This is a genomic window from Virgibacillus ainsalahensis, from assembly GCF_055380755.1.
Window position 1 is genome coordinate 2,635,527 of the sequence record NZ_AP043943.1, and the last position, 21,040, is coordinate 2,656,566.

General features: G+C 39.2%; 19 protein-coding genes and 1 riboswitch. Of the genes, 6 read left to right on the forward strand and 13 right to left on the reverse strand.

The annotated features are described in order from the left end of the window. Positions 1-34: 34 nt before the first annotated feature. Positions 35-403: a thiol-disulfide oxidoreductase DCC family protein gene (locus tag ACZ427_RS12860; RefSeq protein WP_461178952.1), complete on the reverse strand. Its 369-nt coding sequence runs from the start codon at positions 401-403 to the stop codon at positions 35-37. 18 nt (positions 404-421) lie between these two features. Between ACZ427_RS12860 and ACZ427_RS12865 the strand changes: the two genes are divergently transcribed. After that, complete coding sequence (locus tag ACZ427_RS12865) at positions 422-598, forward strand: hypothetical protein (protein WP_464883441.1); 177 nt, start codon at positions 422-424, stop codon at positions 596-598. 23 nt (positions 599-621) lie between these two features. Here the strand turns inward: ACZ427_RS12865 and ACZ427_RS12870 are convergent, their stop codons facing one another. Then, on the reverse strand, positions 622-1,893 hold the full coding sequence (locus ACZ427_RS12870) for a D-serine ammonia-lyase (protein ID WP_464883442.1): 1,272 nt from the start codon (positions 1,891-1,893) through the stop codon (positions 622-624). A gap of 486 nt (positions 1,894-2,379) precedes the next feature. Between ACZ427_RS12870 and ACZ427_RS12875 the strand changes: the two genes are divergently transcribed. From ACZ427_RS12875 to ACZ427_RS12885, 3 genes are all read left to right on the forward strand, one after another. Then, positions 2,380-2,823 carry a YndM family protein gene (locus ACZ427_RS12875; RefSeq protein ID WP_461178954.1) on the forward strand — a complete coding sequence of 148 codons (444 nt, stop codon included), beginning with the start codon at positions 2,380-2,382 and terminating at the stop codon, positions 2,821-2,823. A gap of 380 nt (positions 2,824-3,203) precedes the next feature. Continuing rightward, positions 3,204-4,472: an alcohol acetyltransferase gene (locus ACZ427_RS12880; protein ID WP_461178955.1), complete on the forward strand. Its 1,269-nt coding sequence runs from the start codon at positions 3,204-3,206 to the stop codon at positions 4,470-4,472. A gap of 1 nt (position 4,473) precedes the next feature. Beyond that, complete coding sequence (locus tag ACZ427_RS12885; RefSeq protein ID WP_461178956.1) at positions 4,474-5,187, forward strand: DUF6320 domain-containing protein; 714 nt, start codon at positions 4,474-4,476, stop codon at positions 5,185-5,187. A 1,231-nt stretch (positions 5,188-6,418) separates the two neighbouring features. On the opposite strand, the gene ACZ427_RS12890 is transcribed toward ACZ427_RS12885, so the two are convergent. Both ACZ427_RS12890 and ACZ427_RS12895 read right to left on the reverse strand, forming a co-directional pair. Beyond that, positions 6,419-6,871, reverse strand: a complete 453-nt coding sequence (locus tag ACZ427_RS12890; protein WP_461178958.1) for a nucleoside deaminase — start codon at positions 6,869-6,871, stop codon at positions 6,419-6,421. Positions 6,872-7,174: 303 nt separating this feature from the next. Next, positions 7,175-8,290, reverse strand: coding sequence for an IS4 family transposase (locus tag ACZ427_RS12895; protein WP_464883430.1), 1,116 nt, complete (start codon positions 8,288-8,290; stop codon positions 7,175-7,177). Positions 8,291-8,488: 198 nt separating this feature from the next. Between ACZ427_RS12895 and pdxK the strand changes: the two genes are divergently transcribed. Continuing rightward, positions 8,489-9,301 (forward strand): pyridoxine/pyridoxal/pyridoxamine kinase, encoded by an 813-nt coding sequence (pdxK, locus tag ACZ427_RS12900; protein ID WP_461179012.1) that lies wholly within the window; start codon positions 8,489-8,491, stop codon positions 9,299-9,301. Between the two features lie 274 nt (positions 9,302-9,575). On the opposite strand, the gene ACZ427_RS12905 is transcribed toward pdxK, so the two are convergent. The 6 genes from ACZ427_RS12905 to ACZ427_RS12930 all read right to left on the reverse strand — a co-directional run bounded on the left by ACZ427_RS12905 (position 9,576) and on the right by ACZ427_RS12930 (position 16,841). Further along, positions 9,576-10,868 (reverse strand): nucleobase:cation symporter-2 family protein, encoded by a 1,293-nt coding sequence (locus ACZ427_RS12905; RefSeq protein ID WP_461179011.1) that lies wholly within the window; start codon positions 10,866-10,868, stop codon positions 9,576-9,578. Then, complete coding sequence (locus tag ACZ427_RS12910) at positions 10,865-11,452, reverse strand: xanthine phosphoribosyltransferase (protein WP_461179010.1); 588 nt, start codon at positions 11,450-11,452, stop codon at positions 10,865-10,867. Before ACZ427_RS12910 ends, ACZ427_RS12905 begins: the two co-directional genes overlap by 4 nt. Before the next feature lie 146 nt (positions 11,453-11,598). Then, positions 11,599-11,700, reverse strand: a riboswitch (purine riboswitch). Between the two features lie 152 nt (positions 11,701-11,852). Continuing rightward, positions 11,853-12,791, reverse strand: a complete 939-nt coding sequence (locus ACZ427_RS12915) for an MBL fold metallo-hydrolase (RefSeq protein ID WP_461179009.1) — start codon at positions 12,789-12,791, stop codon at positions 11,853-11,855. Between the two features lie 188 nt (positions 12,792-12,979). Next, positions 12,980-14,398, reverse strand: a complete 1,419-nt coding sequence (locus ACZ427_RS12920) for a DHA2 family efflux MFS transporter permease subunit (protein WP_461179008.1) — start codon at positions 14,396-14,398, stop codon at positions 12,980-12,982. 374 nt (positions 14,399-14,772) lie between these two features. Then, positions 14,773-15,675, reverse strand: a complete 903-nt coding sequence (gene thpD / locus ACZ427_RS12925) for an ectoine hydroxylase (protein WP_461179013.1) — start codon at positions 15,673-15,675, stop codon at positions 14,773-14,775. A 407-nt stretch (positions 15,676-16,082) separates the two neighbouring features. After that, on the reverse strand, positions 16,083-16,841 hold the full coding sequence (locus tag ACZ427_RS12930; protein WP_461179007.1) for a hypothetical protein: 759 nt from the start codon (positions 16,839-16,841) through the stop codon (positions 16,083-16,085). Positions 16,842-17,081: 240 nt separating this feature from the next. On the opposite strand from ACZ427_RS12930, the gene ACZ427_RS12935 reads away from it, so the two are divergent. Next, positions 17,082-17,639 carry a YusW family protein gene (locus ACZ427_RS12935; protein WP_461179006.1) on the forward strand — a complete coding sequence of 186 codons (558 nt, stop codon included), beginning with the start codon at positions 17,082-17,084 and terminating at the stop codon, positions 17,637-17,639. 50 nt (positions 17,640-17,689) lie between these two features. Here ACZ427_RS12935 and ACZ427_RS12940 read toward each other — a convergent pair whose 3' ends face one another. The 3 genes from ACZ427_RS12940 to ACZ427_RS12950 all read right to left on the reverse strand — a co-directional run bounded on the left by ACZ427_RS12940 (position 17,690) and on the right by ACZ427_RS12950 (position 20,073). After that, the gene (locus ACZ427_RS12940) at positions 17,690-18,412 is read right to left on the reverse strand and encodes an amino acid ABC transporter ATP-binding protein (protein ID WP_461179005.1); all 723 of its coding nucleotides are present in this window, start codon (positions 18,410-18,412) and stop codon (positions 17,690-17,692) included. Further along, the gene (locus ACZ427_RS12945; RefSeq protein ID WP_461179004.1) at positions 18,412-19,068 is read right to left on the reverse strand and encodes an amino acid ABC transporter permease; all 657 of its coding nucleotides are present in this window, start codon (positions 19,066-19,068) and stop codon (positions 18,412-18,414) included. The genes ACZ427_RS12940 and ACZ427_RS12945 overlap by 1 nt, the downstream gene beginning before the upstream one ends. Positions 19,069-19,257: 189 nt before the next feature. Next, positions 19,258-20,073: a glutamine ABC transporter substrate-binding protein gene (locus ACZ427_RS12950; RefSeq protein ID WP_461179003.1), complete on the reverse strand. Its 816-nt coding sequence runs from the start codon at positions 20,071-20,073 to the stop codon at positions 19,258-19,260. Between the last annotated feature and the right edge of the window lie 967 nt (positions 20,074-21,040).

Genomic DNA, 21,040 nt, shown 5'->3' on the forward strand with positions numbered 1-21,040 from the left:
ATAATAAAAAAGCGGGGAGTTTTCTAAAAGTCATTTACGATTTATCATATGGAACTCTCCCAAACCATCGATAACGTCGTTTCGAAATGAACAGATAAGCGGGGGAGCCAATATTTTTTGCAAACGGGAAGTGCATCAATGCAGCCAGCGGAATTGTAACAGGGAGAAGCGAAAAAATCTTACGTACCGTATAGAATCCCGTCAAAACCTTCTTATCCTTGGTATACATATAAATTTCGTCATACATATTTTTATAAGCATTTACCCTTTGCCGCGTTGTTTCACTTATTTCCTGAACAGGATACCAGGCAATTGCTTCCAGCCAATCCAGCTTCTTTAAAAAAGCTTTTACTGTACGGCATAACGGACATTCTGCATCATAAAAAACGATATGCTTCCTCATTCGATCCGGCTCCTTTCATTGGTTATCTTATATCCTTCTGATCAAAGGGCGAAACATCAGATGGAGGATTTAAGGGATAATTGGCCAAATTATTTCGTAGCTGGTGGGATGTTTTGGCATAAATTCTTGTTTCCTCAAAGTGAAAAACCACTTCTCTTACCGGGAGCAAAAGAAGTGGTTGTACGAAAACTATAGCAGTAACATGCTTTTGAGTAACTTCAATACCCAAGCAACTCTTTTCCTTTCCTGTAAAACTGCTCCATTTCCTTTTCAGGTACAAGACCGCCACCAGTAGCCCAGACAATGTGATTTACATTTTCCTGTTTGAACTCTTGTCTTTCTATATAATCCGATTGCAAAACTTCATAAGGACCAATTAACCCTGCTGTAGCAGATGGTTCAAGTTGAATTCCTTCCTTATCGGCAGTTAGAGAGAGTAATTGGAATAAAATGGGGTCTGCCACCGTATAGATGCCACTGACCAGCCGGTCGCTAATCGCTGTAGCGAATTCAGAAGGACGTCCAACAGCAAGGCCGTCCGCTTCTGTCCGATTATCTATTCCGAAATCCTGTACACTGACTTTTTCCATTTCCCCTGTTACCAATCCAATTAATACACTTGGAGAATGGACCGGCTCAACAAAAAAGGAATGTACGTGATCACCGAAAACCTGTTTCAAACCAAATGTTATTCCTCCTGGAGATCCACCAACGCCGCACGGAAGGTAAACAAATAGCGGATGTTCCCTATCTACACGTATTCCTTTTTCATCAAGCTGCTTTTTCAGACGAAGTGCAGCGGTACTATAACCCAAGAATAAAGCTTCAGAGTTTTCATCATCTACAAAGTATCCTTTCGGGTCTGCCATTGTTTTCTCTCTTCCTGAAGCGATTGCTTTACTGAAATCTCCTTCGAATTCATGTACTTGGGCCCCTTTGTCACGGAGTAGATCCTTTTTCCATTGTTTGGCATCACGGGACATATAGACAGAAGTCTTAAAACCCAGTTGTGCGGCCATGATACCAATACTCAGTCCCAGATTTCCTGTGGAACCAACACCAATTGAATGTTGCTGAAAAAGGTTTCTAAAGGTTTCACTTGCAAAAATCTCATAATTGTCGGTGCCAGTGAGTAAACCTGCTTTGCTTGCTAAAGTCTCTGCATAAGAGAGTACCTCAAAGAATCCCCCCCTTGCTTTGATGGACCCGGCAATTGGCAAGCTGTTATCACATTTCAGATAAAGCTTCCCTTTGATTTTAAAATCATACATATTCCCAAGTGACTCTTTTATTTCTGCAATTTCTTTCAAAGGTGACTCTATAATTCCATTTGCCTCTCTTGTTTGGGGGAATTCCTTTTGTAAGAAAGGAGCAAAACGCTGCCATAATTGCTCGGCTTTATGAATACTTTGCAAGTTCAGTGATGTTGCAGTAAGCTTTTCCACCGGCTCTAAGTTAGGGTTTAACCACAGGACCGGATTCATTTCCATTAGCTCAGACAGTATTGGAAGCTTTTTTTCATATGTTTCTATCTTTTCTTTGGAAAAAATTATGATCGTCCTCCTACCTCGGATATGTCATTTCTTAACTATATTATACCCAATTATCACGCAATCGATGAACTTAACCAATAGAATTTAGGTTTGGGCGTTATCTTTCTTTCATGGTATGGCAATGTTTGATGATATTCAAGCGATACCTCACTTGATTCGGTCGATGGCTGCTGGTCTGAAGGTGATGTTTCATTAGACTCGTGCGATATTCCCTGACCTGAAGGGTATTGACCAATTAATTCAGGCGATTTCCGATGACTTTTGGGTGATACTACTCCACATGATTGAAGTGATATTACATGCTTATCCAAGCATACTCCACATGATCCAGAAACCCGCTATCATAATGCTCATTTACGGTGGTATATCCTGTTAAAAAGTTCAAATACTAAATATAGATATAAATAGAAGGGATTTGAAATAATGAGACATATAAAAGCATTAGCCATTAAATTTTTAATTACTGCGACTGTTCTCTTTTCCATACTCGGCATTTTTGAAGCAGCAAGTATCCCGGACATTTTATGGATGAGTTTACTTATCACAGGAGCAGCATATCTAATCGGTGACTTACTTATACTCCCCCGGTTTGGAATAACAATTGCATCTATTGCCGACTTCGGTCTTGCTGCAGTTTCCGTTTGGCTGCTTAGTCTGTTTTTCATTGAACAAAGCTTTCCAGTTCTGACAGTAGCTCTTTTTATAGGTTTCTTTATGGCAATCAGCGAATCATTGTTCCATATTTATATGCTCGAAAAAATCTTACCGGAAGACAGAAAGCAGGGTGGTTTTGATTTTTCAAAAAATCATTTACAAACGGAAATAGCAAAAGAAAAGGATATTCATGATATAAAAAAGAAGAAATAATGAAACGAGGTAAGCCTCTCATTTATTCCACAGAATTTTTGAGAGGCTTTATTGAACAAAAGCTTAGGACGCCTTGATTAACCTAAGGCAGGAGGAAATTCTACTAAAAGCGCCACATCCGTGTCAACGTCGAACTGACCCACGTCCTGTGAGGCCAAGCAAAAAAACTACAATAAGGACCTTGTTCAACGACCTTATTTCTGTATAAATTATAAAATTCCTTCCAAAAATTGTAACGGCCGTCGAAAAAAAATAAGGCAATCATGTGAACAGCCAAATTTAGGATCTCTGGATTTCTCAAGGGCGACTGTCATTCTACGATATGATACAATTTGAAAACACACCTGGATTAGCTTATTCACGTAAAGGAGATGAAATGGATGAAGGAAGGAAAGTTATGGTATCGGCTTGATAATGCGGGAAAATTATATTCATCCATTATATCTTCCAGAGCGACGACACTTTTCAGGGTATCTGTGACGCTCACATCCCAGGTTGATTCCAGACTTCTCCAAGCAGCCCTTGAAACAACATTAGAGCGCTTTCCTTTTTACAAAGTTCAATTAAAGCAAGGTTTCTTCTGGTACTACTTTGAAGGAACCAGCCAGATTCCACAAGTCGAAGAGGAAATGTATTATCCATGCATGAGTCTGTCCATCAAAAAACGTGGATCATTTCCGTTCAGGGTATTATATTTCAGAAAACGAATTGCCGTGGAATTATCCCATAGTATTACTGACGGTACAGGTGCACTTAAATTTTTGCGTGAACTCATTCTAAACTATCTTCATCTAAAGGAGTCAGTGCCGTTAAATACTGAAACAATCAACCAGGAGCAGCTGCAGACAGAGACGGAAAATGCGTTTCGGAAGTACTATGAAAAAAATATTCCTTCCTTAAAGTCCAGGGGAAGGAAATCTTTCAAGCTTCCCATCAGTCTTGATAAAAAAGGGCATTATCATATTGTTACTGGGATTATCCATGTGGAGGCACTCAAACAGAAAGCAAAGGAATATGATGTTTCAATTACCATATTGCTTACTGCCATTTATATGGAAAGTCTGTTAACCATTCAAAAACAGACCGTTCGCCGTAAACATCCCATCGTCATTAATGTTCCCGTAAATATGCGCTCTTTTTTTGAAAGTGGAACAATGCGTAATTTCTTCGTGAGTATTACCCCATCCATTGACGGAAGACTCGGCGAATATGAATTTGAAGAAATTATAAAAGAAGTAAAGATTGAGTTTGACCGGTTACTTACACCAAAAAAGTTAAAGCAGTATATAAAAAGAAGTGTCATCGGTGAAAAATCATTGGGCTTACGCCTAATGCCCTCTCCGGTGAAGGATATGGTTGCTCCATCGATCTATTCTTTTTTTGGTGAAGGACAATACACAAGTGGGCTGTCCAACCTCGGTATTATGCAGGTGCCACGCGGAATAGAGCGGTTTATTGAAAGATTTGAGTGTTATCCTCCTCCAAGTATCGGTAATAAAGTGAAAGCAATGATGATGAGCTATAAGGAACATATGTACATTTCTTTTGGAAATTTATCCAAAGACCGAATGTTGGAGCGCGAATTTTTCCGCAGGATTCGTGAATTTGGGATTGGCGTAACCATAGAAACAAATGATGAGGAGAATTAACATGGCCTATTGTCCAAAGTGTGGTGTGGCAGTTAAAAAAGATAACCGGCCTTGTCCGCTATGCAGTTTTCCCATACCAAAAGTGAATGAAGCAAAAGAAGCTGACATGCGCAAATTTCCGAAAGCAGCCAATCCATACCCAGCCCACATGCGAAGGGTCCTGAACCGCATTTTTGTTTTTGTCTCCTTATTGGTATTTGTTGCCATCAGTATCATGTTCTATGTAAATTATGAATTGGATGAAGCTTTCACATGGTCGAGATACAGTAATTTAAGCGTACTTGCTGGCTGGAGTATTTTATATTTTTCCTTCGGTTATGTCCAGAACTATTATAAAATAATCATCGGTATTGCAATGATTACACTCGTACTATTATTCGGATTAGACATTTTCCATGAAGGGCTTGACTGGTTTGTGCCATTGGCATTTCCAATCGTTGTCGGTACAGCTGTCATCGGTGTTTGCTACTGGAGTGTTATAAGAGCCTTATCTGTAAGGGGGTTCAATGTTATTGGCTTTTTCTTTATTGCAGTTGCTCTACTTTTGATGTGGATAAACTTCTTCATTAACAACCATAATAATGAACCCGACCTGCTAAGCTGGTCCATCATCACTGCACTCCAACTCTTACCATTGGCATTAATTCTGCTGTATGTCAAATATGGTCTGCCGGAACGTATGAAACAGAAAATTGCCAGGAAATTTCATTTGTAAAGATACTGTTCCTTTTTAACAGGACAGTATCTTTACTTAAAAAGTTTAATAAATTAGCTTTTCGCCAACCTTTTACGATGAGGACTCCTAATTGCGCTTAGCTTTCTTAACCTCCATTAAAAAAGCTGATTCTTGATAAGGGAAGTGGTTCACTTACTTACCCTGGAGAAACTATCAAATATTTGATAGTTTAACTAAAAAACCAAATCATTTAATAACTGCTTCTAAGTGATGAACGACTGAACATAGAGAAAGTGCCGTCATTCCGTCACTCAACGAGGGGATGAACGACCGAACATAGAGAAAATGCCGTCATTCGGTCACTCATCGGGAGGATGAAAGACAGAACGCAGAGGAAATGCCGTCATTCTGTCACTCATCTAGGGGATGAACGACTGAACACAGTAGAAGTACTGTCATTCGGTCACTCAACGAGGGGATGAAAGACTGAACACAGTGGAAGTGCCGTCATTCCGTCACTCAACGAGGGGATGAACGACAGAACTCAGTGGAAGCGCCATCATTCTGTCACTCAACGAGGGGATGAACGACTGAACTCAGGGGAAGTGCCGTCATTCGGTCACTCATCTAGGGGATGAAAGACAGAATGCAGAGGAAGAACCTTCATTCGGTCACTCATCGGGAGGATGAAAGACAGAACGCAGAGGAAATGCCGTCATTCTGTCACTCATCTAGGGGATGAGCGACAGAACGCAAAGGAAGCGCCGTCATTCGGTCACTCATCTAGGGGATGAACGACTGAACGCAGTAGAAGTGCCGTCATTCGGTCACTCATCGGGAGGATGAAAGACAGAATGCAAGGGCAGAACCGTCATTCGGTCACTCAACGAGGGGATGAAAGACAGAATGCAAGGGCAGAACCGTCATTCGGTCACTCAACGAGGGGATGAACGACTGAACACAGAGGATGAGCCATCATTCGGTCACAATAGATTAGTATTCTTCATCGCTCTGTAACAATTAGACTTCAATTTAGCAATAAAAATAACATACAAATAGGAACCCTACTAACTGATAATAGCAGTATGTTAATTTATGCTTAATGATTGTATATCAACGAAAAATAGCATATCAATCACTCTGCGATTTGGTATGCTAATTAATTTTATATTTGCATTCAATACGAATGTAATGGAAAACACACTTAGCATCGTATTCGAACTAAGTGTGTTTTGATTTTTTAATGATATATCGTTGTAGTTTAGAATTTTTATAACCGTTCTTTCCAAAGCCGTATAGGGTTTTCTTGTTCGTTATCCAATGGTACTTGTATCATCGGAAGCTCTCTTTCCTCTTTTGGCCTTTGCAGGTCTTCATATATTACCTTGGCCTTTCCTAATCCAGCCTGGCCAGCCTCCTCCAGTGATGCACAATAAAAAACCTTTTCAATCCCCGCAAAGTGCATCGCCGTCAAGCACATGGGACAGGGCTCTCCACTTGCATACATGACAAAACCTGAGAGTTCATTCGTTTTTAACTCCTTCTGCGCTCTTCGTATAGCCAATAGCTCTGCATGTCCGCTAATATCATATGTTTTGTGCAGCTCATTCACGCCTTCACTTACAATATAACCATCTCTGGTTAGTACCGCGCCATACGGCTGTCCACCATCACGAACATTTTCTACAGCTAATTGCACTGCCCGTTTCATGAAGTTATCCATTACAAAACCTCCCATTACTAATGTGTGATATTAATAGTTTAAGGCATATCAATGACTGCGACAAATAATCACTCATTTTCCAAGAACAGTTTTCCCGGACGAAAATTGAGTCATGTCATTTACACAACTGAAAATTTTTTCTTTTATTTATACGAATACACTAGCGTTGCATAAATATAGTTGTAATTTTCAGTTATATGTTTTTTTCTAACAGAGCCAAAAAACTAAATACCCAACTAAAGGTGGCCCATCCATTTTTTAAAAATTTACAATTAGGCTAAAGTGACAGCGATGTTTTCTTTATTAAGAAGCACCCTTCCCTTCAATTTTCAAAACCCAGATATAAGCTGGTTTCCATAAGGATGCTTTTAGAAAACGGCTGATTTGTAAAATCGTTCGTTTACTTTTCGTATTGGTTTGAGCAAGTACATTTAAACAATAAACAATAAGTGCGATAAACACTTGATTGTGAATCGCGGCTTCACTTTGACCGTAGAACTTTTTGATATTTAGGTGCTGTTTAATCCATTTGAAAAACAGTTCGATTGTCCAGCGTGATTTGTACATTTCCGAGATTTCCTCTGCGCTCAAATCAAAACGGTTTGTAAATAATTGGAGTACATTTCCTTTTGAATCTTCAACATTTAGAAGGCGAAAGTAATTCTCAGTACGATTTTGTGTCGTACCAATTAACACCATTTGATCCGATAAAACAGCTGAACCATCCGGTAGTTTAAAGTCGTCAACTACCCGTATCACAGCATTTTTTCGAAGCCTAGTAAGGAAAAAGTAACCATCATATGTCATCTGATCGAAGCGCTCATAATCCAAATAGCCTCGGTCAAAAACATACATGCATTCTTTATCATCGACCAGAACTTCAAGCTGATTACGATCATGTTCTTTTGCGTTCGTTAAAACAACTTTTTCCGGATACGATATCCCATTTTCCATAAATACAAGGCGAAGATGTAGCTTTACACCAGCTTTTGTTTTCCGGAATTCAGCCCACCTATGGTTCGTTAAATTAAGTGGAAGCGTGCTTGAATCAATGATTTTCAGTGGCATTGCAAGCTTGGAATAATGCGTTTTCTCATGAATTTGCGTCACTAAATCAAGAAAAATTCGTTGAAATAGATCTGGATTGATACCATTTAACCGACGCGAAAGCTGAGAAACACTGATAGAATCAAGGTCGATTTCCTTCTGAAGCTGATCGTCGAAAAGAGAATCGGTTAATGCGTGTAAACTTTCGACCTCTTGTAGCTGAGAAAAAAGTAGTAATTTTAGAAATGACTCTGTCGTTAATTTTTTTGTATAGTAATCTAATTTCATCGTTTTCACATTTTCTTCAACTAATTGAATATTAATTGGTGAAAACCATTGCCCAAACGAGGTTTTTCGTGTAATCTTATCCATGAGTTTTGTCCTTTATTAGTGGATTTGGACGGGTTACCACCTGACTATATCCATTATAAAGGACTTTTTCTTTGCACAACAGTAAATTAGTGAATATTATGAGTCTTTTTAATTTTTGTTTTAAATTAATGCAACGCTAGTGATACGAATAATATTATATCCTATAAGAGTTATAGGAATTTAAGGAGGAGACTATAGATGTCAATGAAAAAAACATTAACACTTGCAGGTTCGGATTCCAGTGGTGGAGCAGGTATACAGGCAGATCTTAAAACATTTCAGGAACACGGTGTGTATGGCATGAACGCACTCACTTCCATTGTTTCTATGAACCCGAAGAACTGGAGTCATGATGTTTCTGCCATCAACGTGGATATTGTTGAAAAACAATTGGATACAATTTTATCTGTCGGCGTCGATGCAATGAAGTCAGGGATGCTCGGATCCGTAGATATCATTGAACTAGGTGCAAAGAAAATCGCCGAATATAAGATAGACAAGTACGTGCTTGACCCTGTCATGGTTTGTAAAGGTGAAGATGAAGTACTGCAGCCGGAAAACACAGATGCAATGCGGGAATCACTTCTTCCCCATGCATTGATTATAACACCCAATTTATTTGAAGCTGGACAGCTGGCACAAACAGGCCCGATTAAAACGATTGATGGCATGAAAGAAGCTGCAGTAAAAATTCATGAACTTGGTGCAAAAAATGTCGTCATCAAAGGCGGAAAGGCACTTGATCATGATAAAGCTGTCGACCTTTTCTATGATGGAGCAGAATTTACGCTTCTTGAAGAAGATAGGGTTAATACAACTTACAACCATGGAGCAGGATGTACATTTGCAGCCGCTGTTACAGCAAACCTGGCAAATGGAAAATCTGTTAAAGATGCGGTTAAAGCCGCAAAAGCATTTGTCACTGCGGCCATTGCTAATGGTTGGAAGCTGAATGAATTCGTTGGCCCTGTGATGCATGGCGCATATAATTTAAATGACGATAGTAAATAATTGATGATCCAGAACCTTGGAATATAGTGTTCCAAGGCTCTTTTTTGGACAGAGGTTCAAGGTGTTAAACTGCCTTGCTTGGAGTTCAGCGCTTGCGGCCGAGGGTTCCGCGTTCGTGGCCTAAGGTTCAGCGCTCAAGCCCTGAAGTTCCGCGCTTGCTCCAAAAAGTCCTGCGTCCGTTAGTCCCATATTCGTGCGCTGAAGTTCCACAATAACGATGAGATAGAAAAAAGCAATCGCCTATGATTAGCCAGCGATTGCTTCATTTATAAGATCATGCACTCTCCTCTTTCCAAACAGTTGCCCTTTTCTTCGCGTTAGAGGGCGTCATATTAAATACAATATTTAATACAATCGCCGTCACACTGCCTGCAACGATCCCATTACTTGTCAAAATTTGAACACTTGATGGTAACTGTGCAAACAATTCCGGTACAACCGTCACTCCAAGTCCCATTCCTACAGAACATGCAACAATCATCGAGTTCTCTGGAGAATCGGATATGACATTACTCAACATTTTAATTCCTTGAGCAATTACCATTCCGAACATTGCCACCATAGCACCGCCTAGCACCGCAGACGGGATAATCGTTGTCAACGCAGCAATTTTAGGAACAAAACCTAATGTAACCAGCATTATACCGGTAACCAGGATTACTTTAATTGATTTAACACCTGTCATTTGTATTAAACCAACGTTTTGAGAGAAAGCGGTATATGGAAATGCGTTGAAAATCCCGCCAAGTAAAATGGCAAGTCCTTCAGCCCGATATCCTTTAGAAAGATCCTTCTCTTTTAATTTCCTTTCCGTAATATCGCCAAGCGCAAAATAAACACCAGTTGATTCAACAAGTGACACCATTGCCACCAAAATCATTGTCAGTATGGCTGAGAATTCAAATGTCGGTGTGCCAAAGTAAAATGGCTGAATCATATGGAAGAAAGAGGCCTCGGTTACAGCTGCAAAACTCACCTTTCCCATAAATGCTGCTGCAACAGTACCCACTGCTAAACCAAGTAAGATGGAGATGGATCGTATGAATCCTTTCGTGAAACGATACATCAGAATAATAAATAATAGCGTACCAAAAGCCAGAGAAATATTTGAAAGGGAACCGAAATCACTTGCTCCTTCTCCCCCTCCCATATTATTGATGGCTACAGGAATTAAGGTAATACCGATAATCGTTACAACCGTGCCAGTTACAACCGGTGGAAAAAAACGTACCAATTTTCCAAAATAACGACTAATTACAACCACAAACAAACCAGAAACAATAATAGAACCGTAAATTGCTGAAATCCCGTACTGTCCACCAATTGCAATCATCGGACCTACCGCTGTAAAGGTACAGCCTAGAACAACTGGAAGACCAATTCCAAAAAATCGATTATTCACTACCTGTAAAATTGTCGCGACACCGCACATTAAAATATCAACCGCAACAAGATAGGTCAGCTGTTGGGAAGTTAATCCTAAAGCTTCACCAACGATAAGTGGAACCAATATAGCACCTGCATACATTGCCAGAAGATGTTGAATACCTAATGTTGCTGTTTTCATACTCTTGTATCCTCCCCTTTAAATGTAATTTTCCCATCTGTTAATGAAGCAATTCTTGCCAGGGATTCAACACGAAGGCCTTTTTCTCTGAGTTGACTTCCACCATCCTGAAAGCCTTTTTCGATAACAATCCCAAGACCCGCAATTGTGGCGCCTGCCTGTTTCACAATATCTATTAACCCAAGTGCCGCTTGTCCATTAGCAAGAAAGTCGTCAAGAACAAGAACAACGTCATTATTTGAAATATAATCCTTGGAAACAGAAATTTCATTTGTTTCTTTTTTCGTAAAGGAATGAACCTCAGCTGAATAAAGATGGTCAATTAATGTGAGAGATTTTCGCTTTCTAGCAAAAATAACCCGCACACCCAATTGCAATCCTGTCATCATGGCTGGTGCAATGCCGGAAGATTCCAGGGTTAAAATCTTCGTCACTCCAGCATCCTTAAAACGGGCTGCAAATTCATCTCCAATCTGTTGCATAAATTCAGGATCGATTTGATGATTCAAAAACGCATCGACCTTTAGGACAGAATCGGATAATATGTTTCCTTCTTTTAAAATCTTTTCGTGTAATAATTTCATTTCTCTATTTCTCCTTCCAACCTGCAAAAAATAAAAAAGCCCGAAAAACCAGCTTTCCCCCAACCATGAGGAAAGCAATGTTTTTCGAGCTTCTGATAAATTCGAAATGAAACGAAGAGATTACACCATTAGAATAGACGTAATCAAATCGTACAGCTGCTTTTCATAGTCGGTTCATTTACGGTAAACCGGTAGAAACTTGCAGGCCATATTCCTGCGATTATATGAAAATATGTTATTAGAATGTTACAAGTATAGCATGTGATTTTTTAAAGACAACCCCATAAGAAAATGAAAAAATATTCGCAAACTTGCTAACTATGAAGCTTTTTAGTGTGCAGAAGAAATTTCCTACTTTCCTTCCCTGACTGAACAGGAAGGACTATAGATAATCATTCCATCAACTGGCAATTTTTGCTTTGAAAGTTACTACCCCATTTACTTTTTCTCGCTCCACTTTTCCAAGAGACTCTAAATAAATGAACCTGGTAAGCGTGGCCATAAATTGACTTAAAAACAGGTAATCATGAAGGTTTCCGTAGGTTTCCTTACATACCTGATTCACTGTTTTAGGTGCATGTTTTACAGATTCTAAAGCTTCCTTCAGACGCTTGTCATGTCTTATTTTTGTTTCATTTACCCTTTCGTGGAAGTTATCGATTATTTCACCATGACCAGGCAGACCAATTGCTGTAGGATACCGTTTTATGAACGTCATTGATTCATAATAGTCATGCAATGGATTTTCCTCTTTACCAAACCATAATCCAATAACTGGAGAAATCTTCTTCAGTATATGATCACCCACAATCATCAACTGTTTTTCCTTATGATAAAAACAAAATTGATCTGGTGCGTGACCCGGTGTCCAAATCGCTTCATATTTTTCATCCCCGAGATGAATCTCTTCATTTTTTTCAAAAAATCCATCCGGTTCAAAATCGTAAATGAACGAATCATCCTGCATCTGTTCGCCGATTTCAGGCCCACCGTGTTTAGTAACCAGGCTATTCAATTGCTCTTTGACATTTGATTCTCTGAATTTCTTCATCTCTTTATAGCCAAGATCTGATATAAAAACAGGAACACCAACATGTTGCTGGAACCACTTTGCAAGACCGATATGATCTTGATGCGCATGTGTTATTACTACTTTCTCCACAACAATTCCAGATGCCAAAACACGCTCCCAAGTATCTATAGCTTCTTTGGAGTAGAGTCCTGTATCTACCACCGTATAGCCTTTTTCTCCTTTGATCAGATAGCAATTCACTTCATCCATCCCTCCTGGTAAATGGACGATTAATTTATGTATGTTTTCGGTAATTTTTTCTAACATGTGACTTTCCTCATTTCAAAAATCCCCTAACTTCATTATGTTCGAACAAAATAATTTCTATCATTTATTTTACCGTTAGTTATTTTATTTGCAATTGTTCTGCACCTGCCCATGTTTCGCAGGTGCAGAAAATAAAGCGAACAGCTGTAGCTGGTCGCTTTATTTCATGATCTCCATATAAGTAATAATTATCCAGTTTTACTTATCCCAGGACGGGAATTTTTGATGAAAAAGGCTAATACAAGTGCAATGACCGCCGAAATACCTGCAACGATAAAGGATACATTCACACCATGTATCTCTCCTTCTACACCTTGATTTGGTAATGCTCCTGTGGTCATGACTGTTACAAGTAAGGCTGTGCCTACTGCACCTGCCACCTGACGCATTGTGTTGTTCATCGCTGTACCATGTGGTATTAAATGTTCCGGTAACTGATTTAGTCCTGCTGTCGTTACCGGCATCATCACCATGGAAACCCCAAACATCCTGATAGCATTAACAGCAGCTATATAGGTAAACGTTGTCTGGGTCGACAGATTAGCAAACATGAATGTTGTAATAACTAAAATAGTTAAACCAATTATAGACAGCCATCTCGCACCAAATTTATCAAACAGTCTTCCGGTAATTGGACTCATAAGCCCCATTAAAAGCGCACCAGGAAACAGTGCCAATCCAGATTCAAATGCTGAAAAACCTAGCATATTCTGCATGAATAATGGTAAAACAACCGCTGCTCCAATCATAGCAACAAATACTACCATTCCCAGAGCTGTCGTCAATGTAAATATTTTATATTTGAATATCCTGAATTCAAGAATTGGTTTTTCCAATTTCAACTGCCTTATTATAAACAGGGTAAGCGTAACCGCACCGACAAGCATGGAAATAACAACACTTCCACTGCTCCAGCCACTGTTACCTGCAGTACTGAATCCATATAACAGACCACCAAATCCTAACGTGGAAAGGATAATCGATAAGATATCAACCCGTGGAAAGGTCTGCTTTGTAACATTTTTGAGAATGAAATAAGCAAGAATAATATCAATTATAACAATTGGAAGCACCACATAAAATAAGCTTCTCCATGGGAATTGTTCCACCATCCAGCCGGATAAAGATGGACCAATTGCTGGAGCAAAGGCAATAACCAAGCCAAACATTCCCATCGCAGTCCCACGCTTTTCAATAGGAAAAATAAGAAACATGATGGTTTGCATCAAAGGCATGATAATCCCTGCACCTGCTGCCTGGAGAACTCTTCCTGCCATTAATGTGAAAAAGTCCGGTGCGATGGCACAAATCAATGTACCTAAAGCGAACGTTCCCATCGCCGTAAGAAATAATCCTCTTGTCGTAAAACGTTCAATTAGAAATGCAGTAACTGGAATCATAATCCCGTTAACAAGCATGAAAATAGACTGCAGCCATTGGGCCGTGTTCGCATCCAAATTCAAATCACGCATAATATGCGGTAATGCAGTACCTAAAAGTGTTTGATTCAAAATAGCAACGAATGCTCCTGAAATCAATACGATCATAAGTGGTACTCTTTTGATGGATGGATCTCCTGATCGTGGCGGTGTCTGATTATCAACCATATTCTTCCTTCTTTCTTTATTAATTCACTTGTTGTTCTCTGCATTCAAATGTAAGTTTATAAATTCTAAAAGCATTATGCATGAGTATTAATATCCTAACACAACAACAATATGTAAAGAAAAGAAAAGCATCTTCTACCAATCAACCCTCAAATTTTTTTCATAAAGAGAGGCTGTCCCAATATTCTTGAGACAGCCGAGAGTATGCCAGTAATTTTGTACTTGAGGTGAACTTCCTATTTTTTATTTTATTTGCATGTGGTTACCGCCAAAGACATAACGTCCTTGAAAAAGTAAAACGCTTTTTCTTGTATGATATTTCTCAGAAGAAGCTTCCTCTTGCAGTACCTTTCCCCTCATCGATTGAGGATTTTTTATCTGGCACCACTAAAGGATAGGGCCTTATCTCTAACAGCAATGTATTCTGGCCGTTCATTCCCGCCTGAATACGGATCTACTAAGCGGTTTTCCACGCTATTATATACCATGAACAAATTATTACGCGGATATGGTGTCATATTACTGGTTGAACCATGCATGGTGTTAGACTCAAATATCGTGATAGAGCCCGCCTTTCCAGTTGGTACAGAAATACCGCCACCTTTTTCGGTAAGCCATCGAAGACTGTCATTATCCGGTACACCAAGCTTTTGTTTCTGTAATGATTCTTTATAGTTATTATCGGGCGTTTCCCCTATACAACTGACATAATAGTTTTGAGACCCAGGTATAAGCATCAAAGGTCCGTTGAAAGTATAATTGTCTGATAAGGCAATAGAAACACTGACTGCCCTCATCCGCGGCATGCCATCTTCCACATGCCATGTTTCAAAATCAGAATGCCAATCAAATTCCTTCCCTTTGAATCCCGGTTTATAATTAATTCGGGATTGATGTATATATACATCACTACCAAGCAGATGATTAACAATATCAAGGATACGCTGATCATTCGCTACTTTTTGAAAATAATTGTCATCTTTATGGACATGGAAAATGGACCGAATGTCCTCGCTTTCCGGTTCACGGATTACTTTGTCAGAGTCCACATTTCTATTTGTGTCCTGTAACTCAAAAATAGCCTTCTGCATATCCGCCACTTCTTCCTCAGAGAAGAGGTTCTCAATTTGCATAAAGCCATTTTTTTCAAATCCATCTAGTTGTTCTTTTGAAATAGGTGCCTGATCATCCTTTGACCTGTCCGTGTGAATGACAGGGTCCTGTCGCTCCAAAATCTTCGGTGTGTCATTTTCTCTTGAAGGATAAAGATCTTTCATCATTTTATACACTCCTAATCAAAAATTTTCACTCTTCAGATCGAAACATATTATATCTTTTTACTGGCAGATAATAGGAAATCCCCTCACATAACGACATACTACCACTTTTAATTAAATTGTAAACACCTAATATAGGAAAGTTTTAAAATAATAGGAAATCTTATCGGATTACGTCAGCGGTTCTTTAAAAAAATTGTCAAATAAAAAAGGCTTCTGCTCCCGTGGGCAGAGGCCTTTTGCATGTTTTAATCCTTCAAGTTACATCGCATTTTATCCGTTTTTGTCAAAAGCAAGATATCTTTTTGGCGGGAAGCGTAACTGCAGTCCTAAAGTTTTAAAAAAGCCAATGTATATGATCCTTCAGGCTACTCAACTATCGACAATTACTTATCTCATTATTTTCTTCAGTGATACCTATCCTTTTTTTCCTCAAATGGATATAACTTCAGCTCTTTTGCTTCTTCCGCGTGATTGGTAATGATTTCGTCCAGTAATTGCCCTGCTTCTTTACCTTTTGCATCGATTCCCACGTTTTCTGCGGTTTGGTTTATTTTTGCATCGCGAATGTCCTCCGTCAGGGTATGGCTATTTTTACCGTCCGTTTCAACTCCTAATTCAGCAGCTTCTTCCTTCAGTGAAATTTCCATTACTTCTATTCTTATCTGTTCCAAGTCCTTTCCTTCTGTTTCGATTCCTAATTTATCAGCTCTATGGTTGATAATAGTTTCTTGAACTTCCTTCGCTAAACTGACAGTATCTTTGCCATTCGTTTCCAGACCGAGTTCTTCGGCCTTTTTCGTAACCTTTGCATGATGTACTTCATCTTTTATTTTCTCTATATCTTTTCCTTTTGTTTCAATCTCAAGCTCTTTGGCAGCCTTCATAATAGTTGCTTCAAAAATTTCCTTTGCCAGCGCAGCCATGTCTTTATCCTTTGTTTCAATACCCAGTTCCTCTGCTCTTAGCTTCATTAATGCCTCATTGTGATGAAAGGTATCTACTTGTTTAGCCGGATGTTCATCCTCCTTCTTCCATATCCTTCCATCATCATGACCTATTGATGCTATTGCTCCCTGTGCTCCCAAGCCTAATGTGAGCACAAAAATCAATATAATAAAGAAACCTCTTTTCATATTCATTACCCATTCCTTTCTGATGACCATATTTTTATAATCATAGCTTTCCCGGAATACAGTGAAAAATGAGTGAAATCTTTAAATGGTCCTTAGAAAACTTGGCTTATATCACGAGTGCTTACGTCTGAATTCATATAATAAATAAGCTTTCTTTTTTTAAAACTGCCAATAATACCTGTCTTGCCCAGACTTTGTCGAATTAATGTTTAACTTTCTTGTTTACAGGTAATAAATGGAATAAATATGAATAGGGTGGAGTGATCACAAATGAAAAAAATACTTAAAGGCTTGGGAACTATCATGATTCTCTCTTTCGTTCTAGCGGCATGCGGTGACAGTGATGAGGTACAAGATCCACCAACAGGGGATTCCTCCAGCGAAAACCAGCAGGAAACAGATGAAAATAATAATACAGGCATGGATAATAATGCTGAGGACGGTTCTGATAATACGGAATCAGGAACGAATGGTGAAACCGATGCAAATACAGACAACACCACTGCTGAGAACCCATATAATTTTAAAGAATTTAATGTAGAAGCAGATGTTGAAGGAACTCAAGACGCAGTCGATGTAGACTATGAATATGAACAAAACGAAGTGGAAGCATCTTTCGAGGATCAACAAGCAGGTGTCAATTTATCAGGTGATGAAGCAATGCAGGAGCTAGACTCCATTTTCTCTAGTTTTAACTTCGATCAGAATACAGCAGCAGAAGACATTTTTCAAGAAGTGTTAGAAGCATTTAATATTCCCGATGATGCACAGGAAGTCGAACTGGATATTGAATTTAACGACGGAACTGAGATAGATTATGATAAATAAATAATATAGAAGGCAAGCGCAGAGATCCGCTTGCCTTCATCAATTTCTAACTACAGAATTTTATTTAAAAATTCTTTTGTCCGCTCAGAATGCGGATTTGTAAACAATTGGTCCGGATCTCCTTCTTCCACAATCATGCCATCATCCATGAATAGTACACGGTCGCCTACTTCCCTGGCAAACCCCATTTCATGTGTGACAACAAACATTGTCATCCCTTCATCAGCCAATTGCTTCATAACTTCCAATACCTCACCGACCAGCTCAGGATCGAGTGCCGAGGTCGGTTCATCAAACAGCATCATTTTCGGTTCCATAGCAAGCGCACGTGCAATTGCCACACGCTGCTGCTGACCGCCAGATAACTGTTGTGGATATTGATCTGCTTTGTCACTTAGACCTACTTTTTCCAAAAGTTTCATTCCACGATCCCGTGCTTCATCCCTACTGATTTTACGCACTTTTTGTGGTGCAAGCATAATATTTTCAATAACAGATTTATGCGGAAACAAGTTGAACTGCTGGAACACCATACCAACTTCAGTACGAACCACATTAATATCTGTTTTCGGGTCTGTTAAACTATCTCCATCAACAATCACTTCTCCACTGGTAATTGATTCCAGCATATTTAAACAACGCAGGAATGTACTTTTACCAGAACCACTCGGGCCAATAACGCAAACAACTTCTGATTGCTGAATTTCGCAATCAATCCCCTTAAGTACTTCGTGATCCCCAAAATTTTTGTGTAAATCCTTAACTGTAATCATTAAATATCCAACCTTCTTTCTATAATGCGCAAGACAAAGGAAAGTGTCAATGTAATAGCAAGATAGAATACAGCAACTGCTGTATATATTTCTACTGCGTTAAAATGGTTTGACGCAATCACCCTTCCCTGAAACATAAGTTCCGGAACGAGAATGACGGATAAAAGCGATGTATCTTTAATACTAATAATAAACTGATTGCCAAGTGGTGGTATCATACGTTTAAATGCTTGCGGCCAAACAATGTAACGCATTGCCTGACGACGCCCTAGTCCAAGTGAACGTCCCGCTTCCATCTGTCCTTTATCCACGGACTGTACTGCACCACGAACAATTTCCGCTATATAAGCACCCGAATTCAGTGCAATTACCAAAATACCTGCTGTCACTGACTCCATATTGTATCCTGTGATTAACGGAAGTGCGAAAAACACCCAAATCGCCTGTACGAGAACTGGACTGCCACGTATAATTTCAATATAAATGCTAGAAATTCCATAAATAATTTTTTTATCAGAAATACGGCCAAGCCCGAAAATGGCACCTAAAATAAACCCAATCAAAAGCCCTGCTACTGAAATTAGCAAGGTATAATATAGACCAGTACCCAACTGGGGCAAAAAGTCTACTACACCTGCCCAATTAAAATTCCCCATTATTGTTTCACCTCATTTGAACCCCTTGGCTTACCATCAATACATTCTGTGAAAGCCTTAGTTTTTATACTTTAATAATTGATTACAATTTAAAAATAAGGCTTATCTGTCTAAACGGAGATAAGCCTTAGCCTGTTCGTTATTTTCTTTGAAGCATACCTCTAAGTTGTTTTATTGTGAGTGATTCTACTATTCTCCTGAACCGAACCATTTTTCATAAAGCTCGTCGTATGTGCCATTATCACGCAATGTTGCTAAAGCGTCGTTAATCGCTGTTACCAATTCTTCATTCCCCTTTGTAATGGCAATACCATAATCCTCAGCTTGATACAATTCGCCGACTACCTTTAAGCTACCTTCTCCTGATGTTTGAATATAATATCGAACGTTTGGATCATCATACAGAACAGCATCTGAACTTCCATTTTCAACGGATAAGTAAGCTTGATCCAGTTGTTCATATTCATTTGGCTCGGCACCTTCAATATTCTCTTTAATATAAGCTGAACTTGTTGAGCCTAAGCGGGTGGCAATTGTTTTTCCTTCTAAGTCTTCAATCCCCTGAATGTCTTCGTTATCAGCAGGGACTCCGATAGCCAGACCGGACTCAAAATAAGGTTCACTATAATCGATTGCCTGTTTTCTTTCTTCCGTGATACCAATTCCTGCAATCGCAATATCGAATTGCCCTGTCTGTAATCCAGGAATGATTCCATCGAAATTGGTTGTTTCCATTTCAATTTCAAAACCTGCTTCTTCTGCAATGGCGTTTATAAGGTCTACATCAAAACCTACAAGTTCTCCATCTTCCATAAATTCAAATGGCACAAAGGAATTATCTGTTGCCACTGTATATGTGTCTTCCAATTCGCTTCCGTCAGCACTTTCCCCCTCCGCATCGTTTTCTGCATCGTTTGTATCATCTCCTGATCCGCATGCTGCCAATAGGAGAATAAGTGCAAATAATAATATTGCAGCTTTTACATTCCATTTTTTAAAATTCATTAAAATACCCCCTGTTTTTTTCGTATAAATTCTCTGAAAAGAACGATTTTAATCGTAATATTTTAATAATACCAAAAAATAAATTTTTAGACAAAACGGATTTTTTAGGTATTTCAGAGGATGAACAAGCCCTTAACTGCAAATAAATATCCAAAAGGGAAACAAACGTACATATCATCCAAATAACGAAAGAATGCTATCAAATTCAGTCATAAAAAAGTAACAATACGTTCGGAACAGACTGTCACACCCTATTTAAAAAATCGTAAACTTTTACATGCCCTTTTCATAAATTTTGTTGCTCCTTAACGTCGCAATTGATATAAAAGACGACGTAACTTAACAGTGACTTCCTCTCATCCTTTACAAAATGGGTGCTATTCCAGCGCTGCTAAAAAAACACTCGCTTTCCACGGGGAACGCTTCAGCCTCCTCACTCGCAAAGCCCGCTCGCTGCGGGGTCTTCAGACTGTTCCTTTCCCGTAGGAGTCTCGCATTTTTTTAAGCAGCTTAGAATAGCTTAGAATAGCTCTCTGTTTAAGAGAGAAAACGTCCATGAAACATAAATTCCATGAGCTTTATCCTTTCTATAATCAGAACACCACTCCAAGCGTAGGCAGAATGCGTAGACTCCTGTGGGAATAGCACGAGTCTGAAGACCCCGGAGGAAGCGTTCTTTGCTTCTGAGGAGGCTGAAGCCGTGCCCACGGAAAGCGAAGTATTCTGCCGAAGCGATTGTGATAGCACTCGGGTTCAAAAAAAAATGGAAGAAGCAAAATCACGATAAAGTTACTTCGTCTTTTATATCTTTTGTGTCAAAAGCAACAGGTATTTTGGTGGGACGAGTAATCGCAGTCCCAGATCTTTTGATGGGGCGAATAATCGCAGTCCTAATCTTTTAGAAAGCAGCCTTCTGCAATACTAAAAAACACGCACACAAGTCATTAGCCTGTGTACGTGTTTGATT

Coding starts and splice junctions, on each gene's coding strand:
- ACZ427_RS12860 (WP_461178952.1), bottom strand. CDS start 403: ATGAGGAAGCATATCGTTTTTTATGATGCAGAATGTCCGTTATGCCGT.
- ACZ427_RS12870 (WP_464883442.1), bottom strand. CDS start 1,893: ATGGAAATGAATCCGGTCCTGTGGTTAAACCCTAACTTAGAGCCGGTG.
- ACZ427_RS12875 (WP_461178954.1), top strand. CDS start 2,380: ATGAGACATATAAAAGCATTAGCCATTAAATTTTTAATTACTGCGACT.
- ACZ427_RS12880 (WP_461178955.1), top strand. CDS start 3,204: ATGAAGGAAGGAAAGTTATGGTATCGGCTTGATAATGCGGGAAAATTA.
- ACZ427_RS12885 (WP_461178956.1), top strand. CDS start 4,474: ATGGCCTATTGTCCAAAGTGTGGTGTGGCAGTTAAAAAAGATAACCGG.
- ACZ427_RS12890 (WP_461178958.1), bottom strand. CDS start 6,871: ATGGATAACTTCATGAAACGGGCAGTGCAATTAGCTGTAGAAAATGTT.
- ACZ427_RS12895 (WP_464883430.1), bottom strand. CDS start 8,290: ATGGATAAGATTACACGAAAAACCTCGTTTGGGCAATGGTTTTCACCA.
- pdxK (WP_461179012.1), top strand. CDS start 8,489: ATGTCAATGAAAAAAACATTAACACTTGCAGGTTCGGATTCCAGTGGT.
- ACZ427_RS12905 (WP_461179011.1), bottom strand. CDS start 10,868: ATGAAAACAGCAACATTAGGTATTCAACATCTTCTGGCAATGTATGCA.
- ACZ427_RS12910 (WP_461179010.1), bottom strand. CDS start 11,452: ATGAAATTATTACACGAAAAGATTTTAAAAGAAGGAAACATATTATCC.
- ACZ427_RS12915 (WP_461179009.1), bottom strand. CDS start 12,791: ATGTTAGAAAAAATTACCGAAAACATACATAAATTAATCGTCCATTTA.
- ACZ427_RS12920 (WP_461179008.1), bottom strand. CDS start 14,398: ATGGTTGATAATCAGACACCGCCACGATCAGGAGATCCATCCATCAAA.
- thpD (WP_461179013.1), bottom strand. CDS start 15,675: ATGAAAGATCTTTATCCTTCAAGAGAAAATGACACACCGAAGATTTTG.
- ACZ427_RS12930 (WP_461179007.1), bottom strand. CDS start 16,841: ATGGTCATCAGAAAGGAATGGGTAATGAATATGAAAAGAGGTTTCTTT.
- ACZ427_RS12935 (WP_461179006.1), top strand. CDS start 17,082: ATGAAAAAAATACTTAAAGGCTTGGGAACTATCATGATTCTCTCTTTC.
- ACZ427_RS12940 (WP_461179005.1), bottom strand. CDS start 18,412: ATGATTACAGTTAAGGATTTACACAAAAATTTTGGGGATCACGAAGTA.
- ACZ427_RS12945 (WP_461179004.1), bottom strand. CDS start 19,068: ATGGGGAATTTTAATTGGGCAGGTGTAGTAGACTTTTTGCCCCAGTTG.
- ACZ427_RS12950 (WP_461179003.1), bottom strand. CDS start 20,073: ATGAATTTTAAAAAATGGAATGTAAAAGCTGCAATATTATTATTTGCA.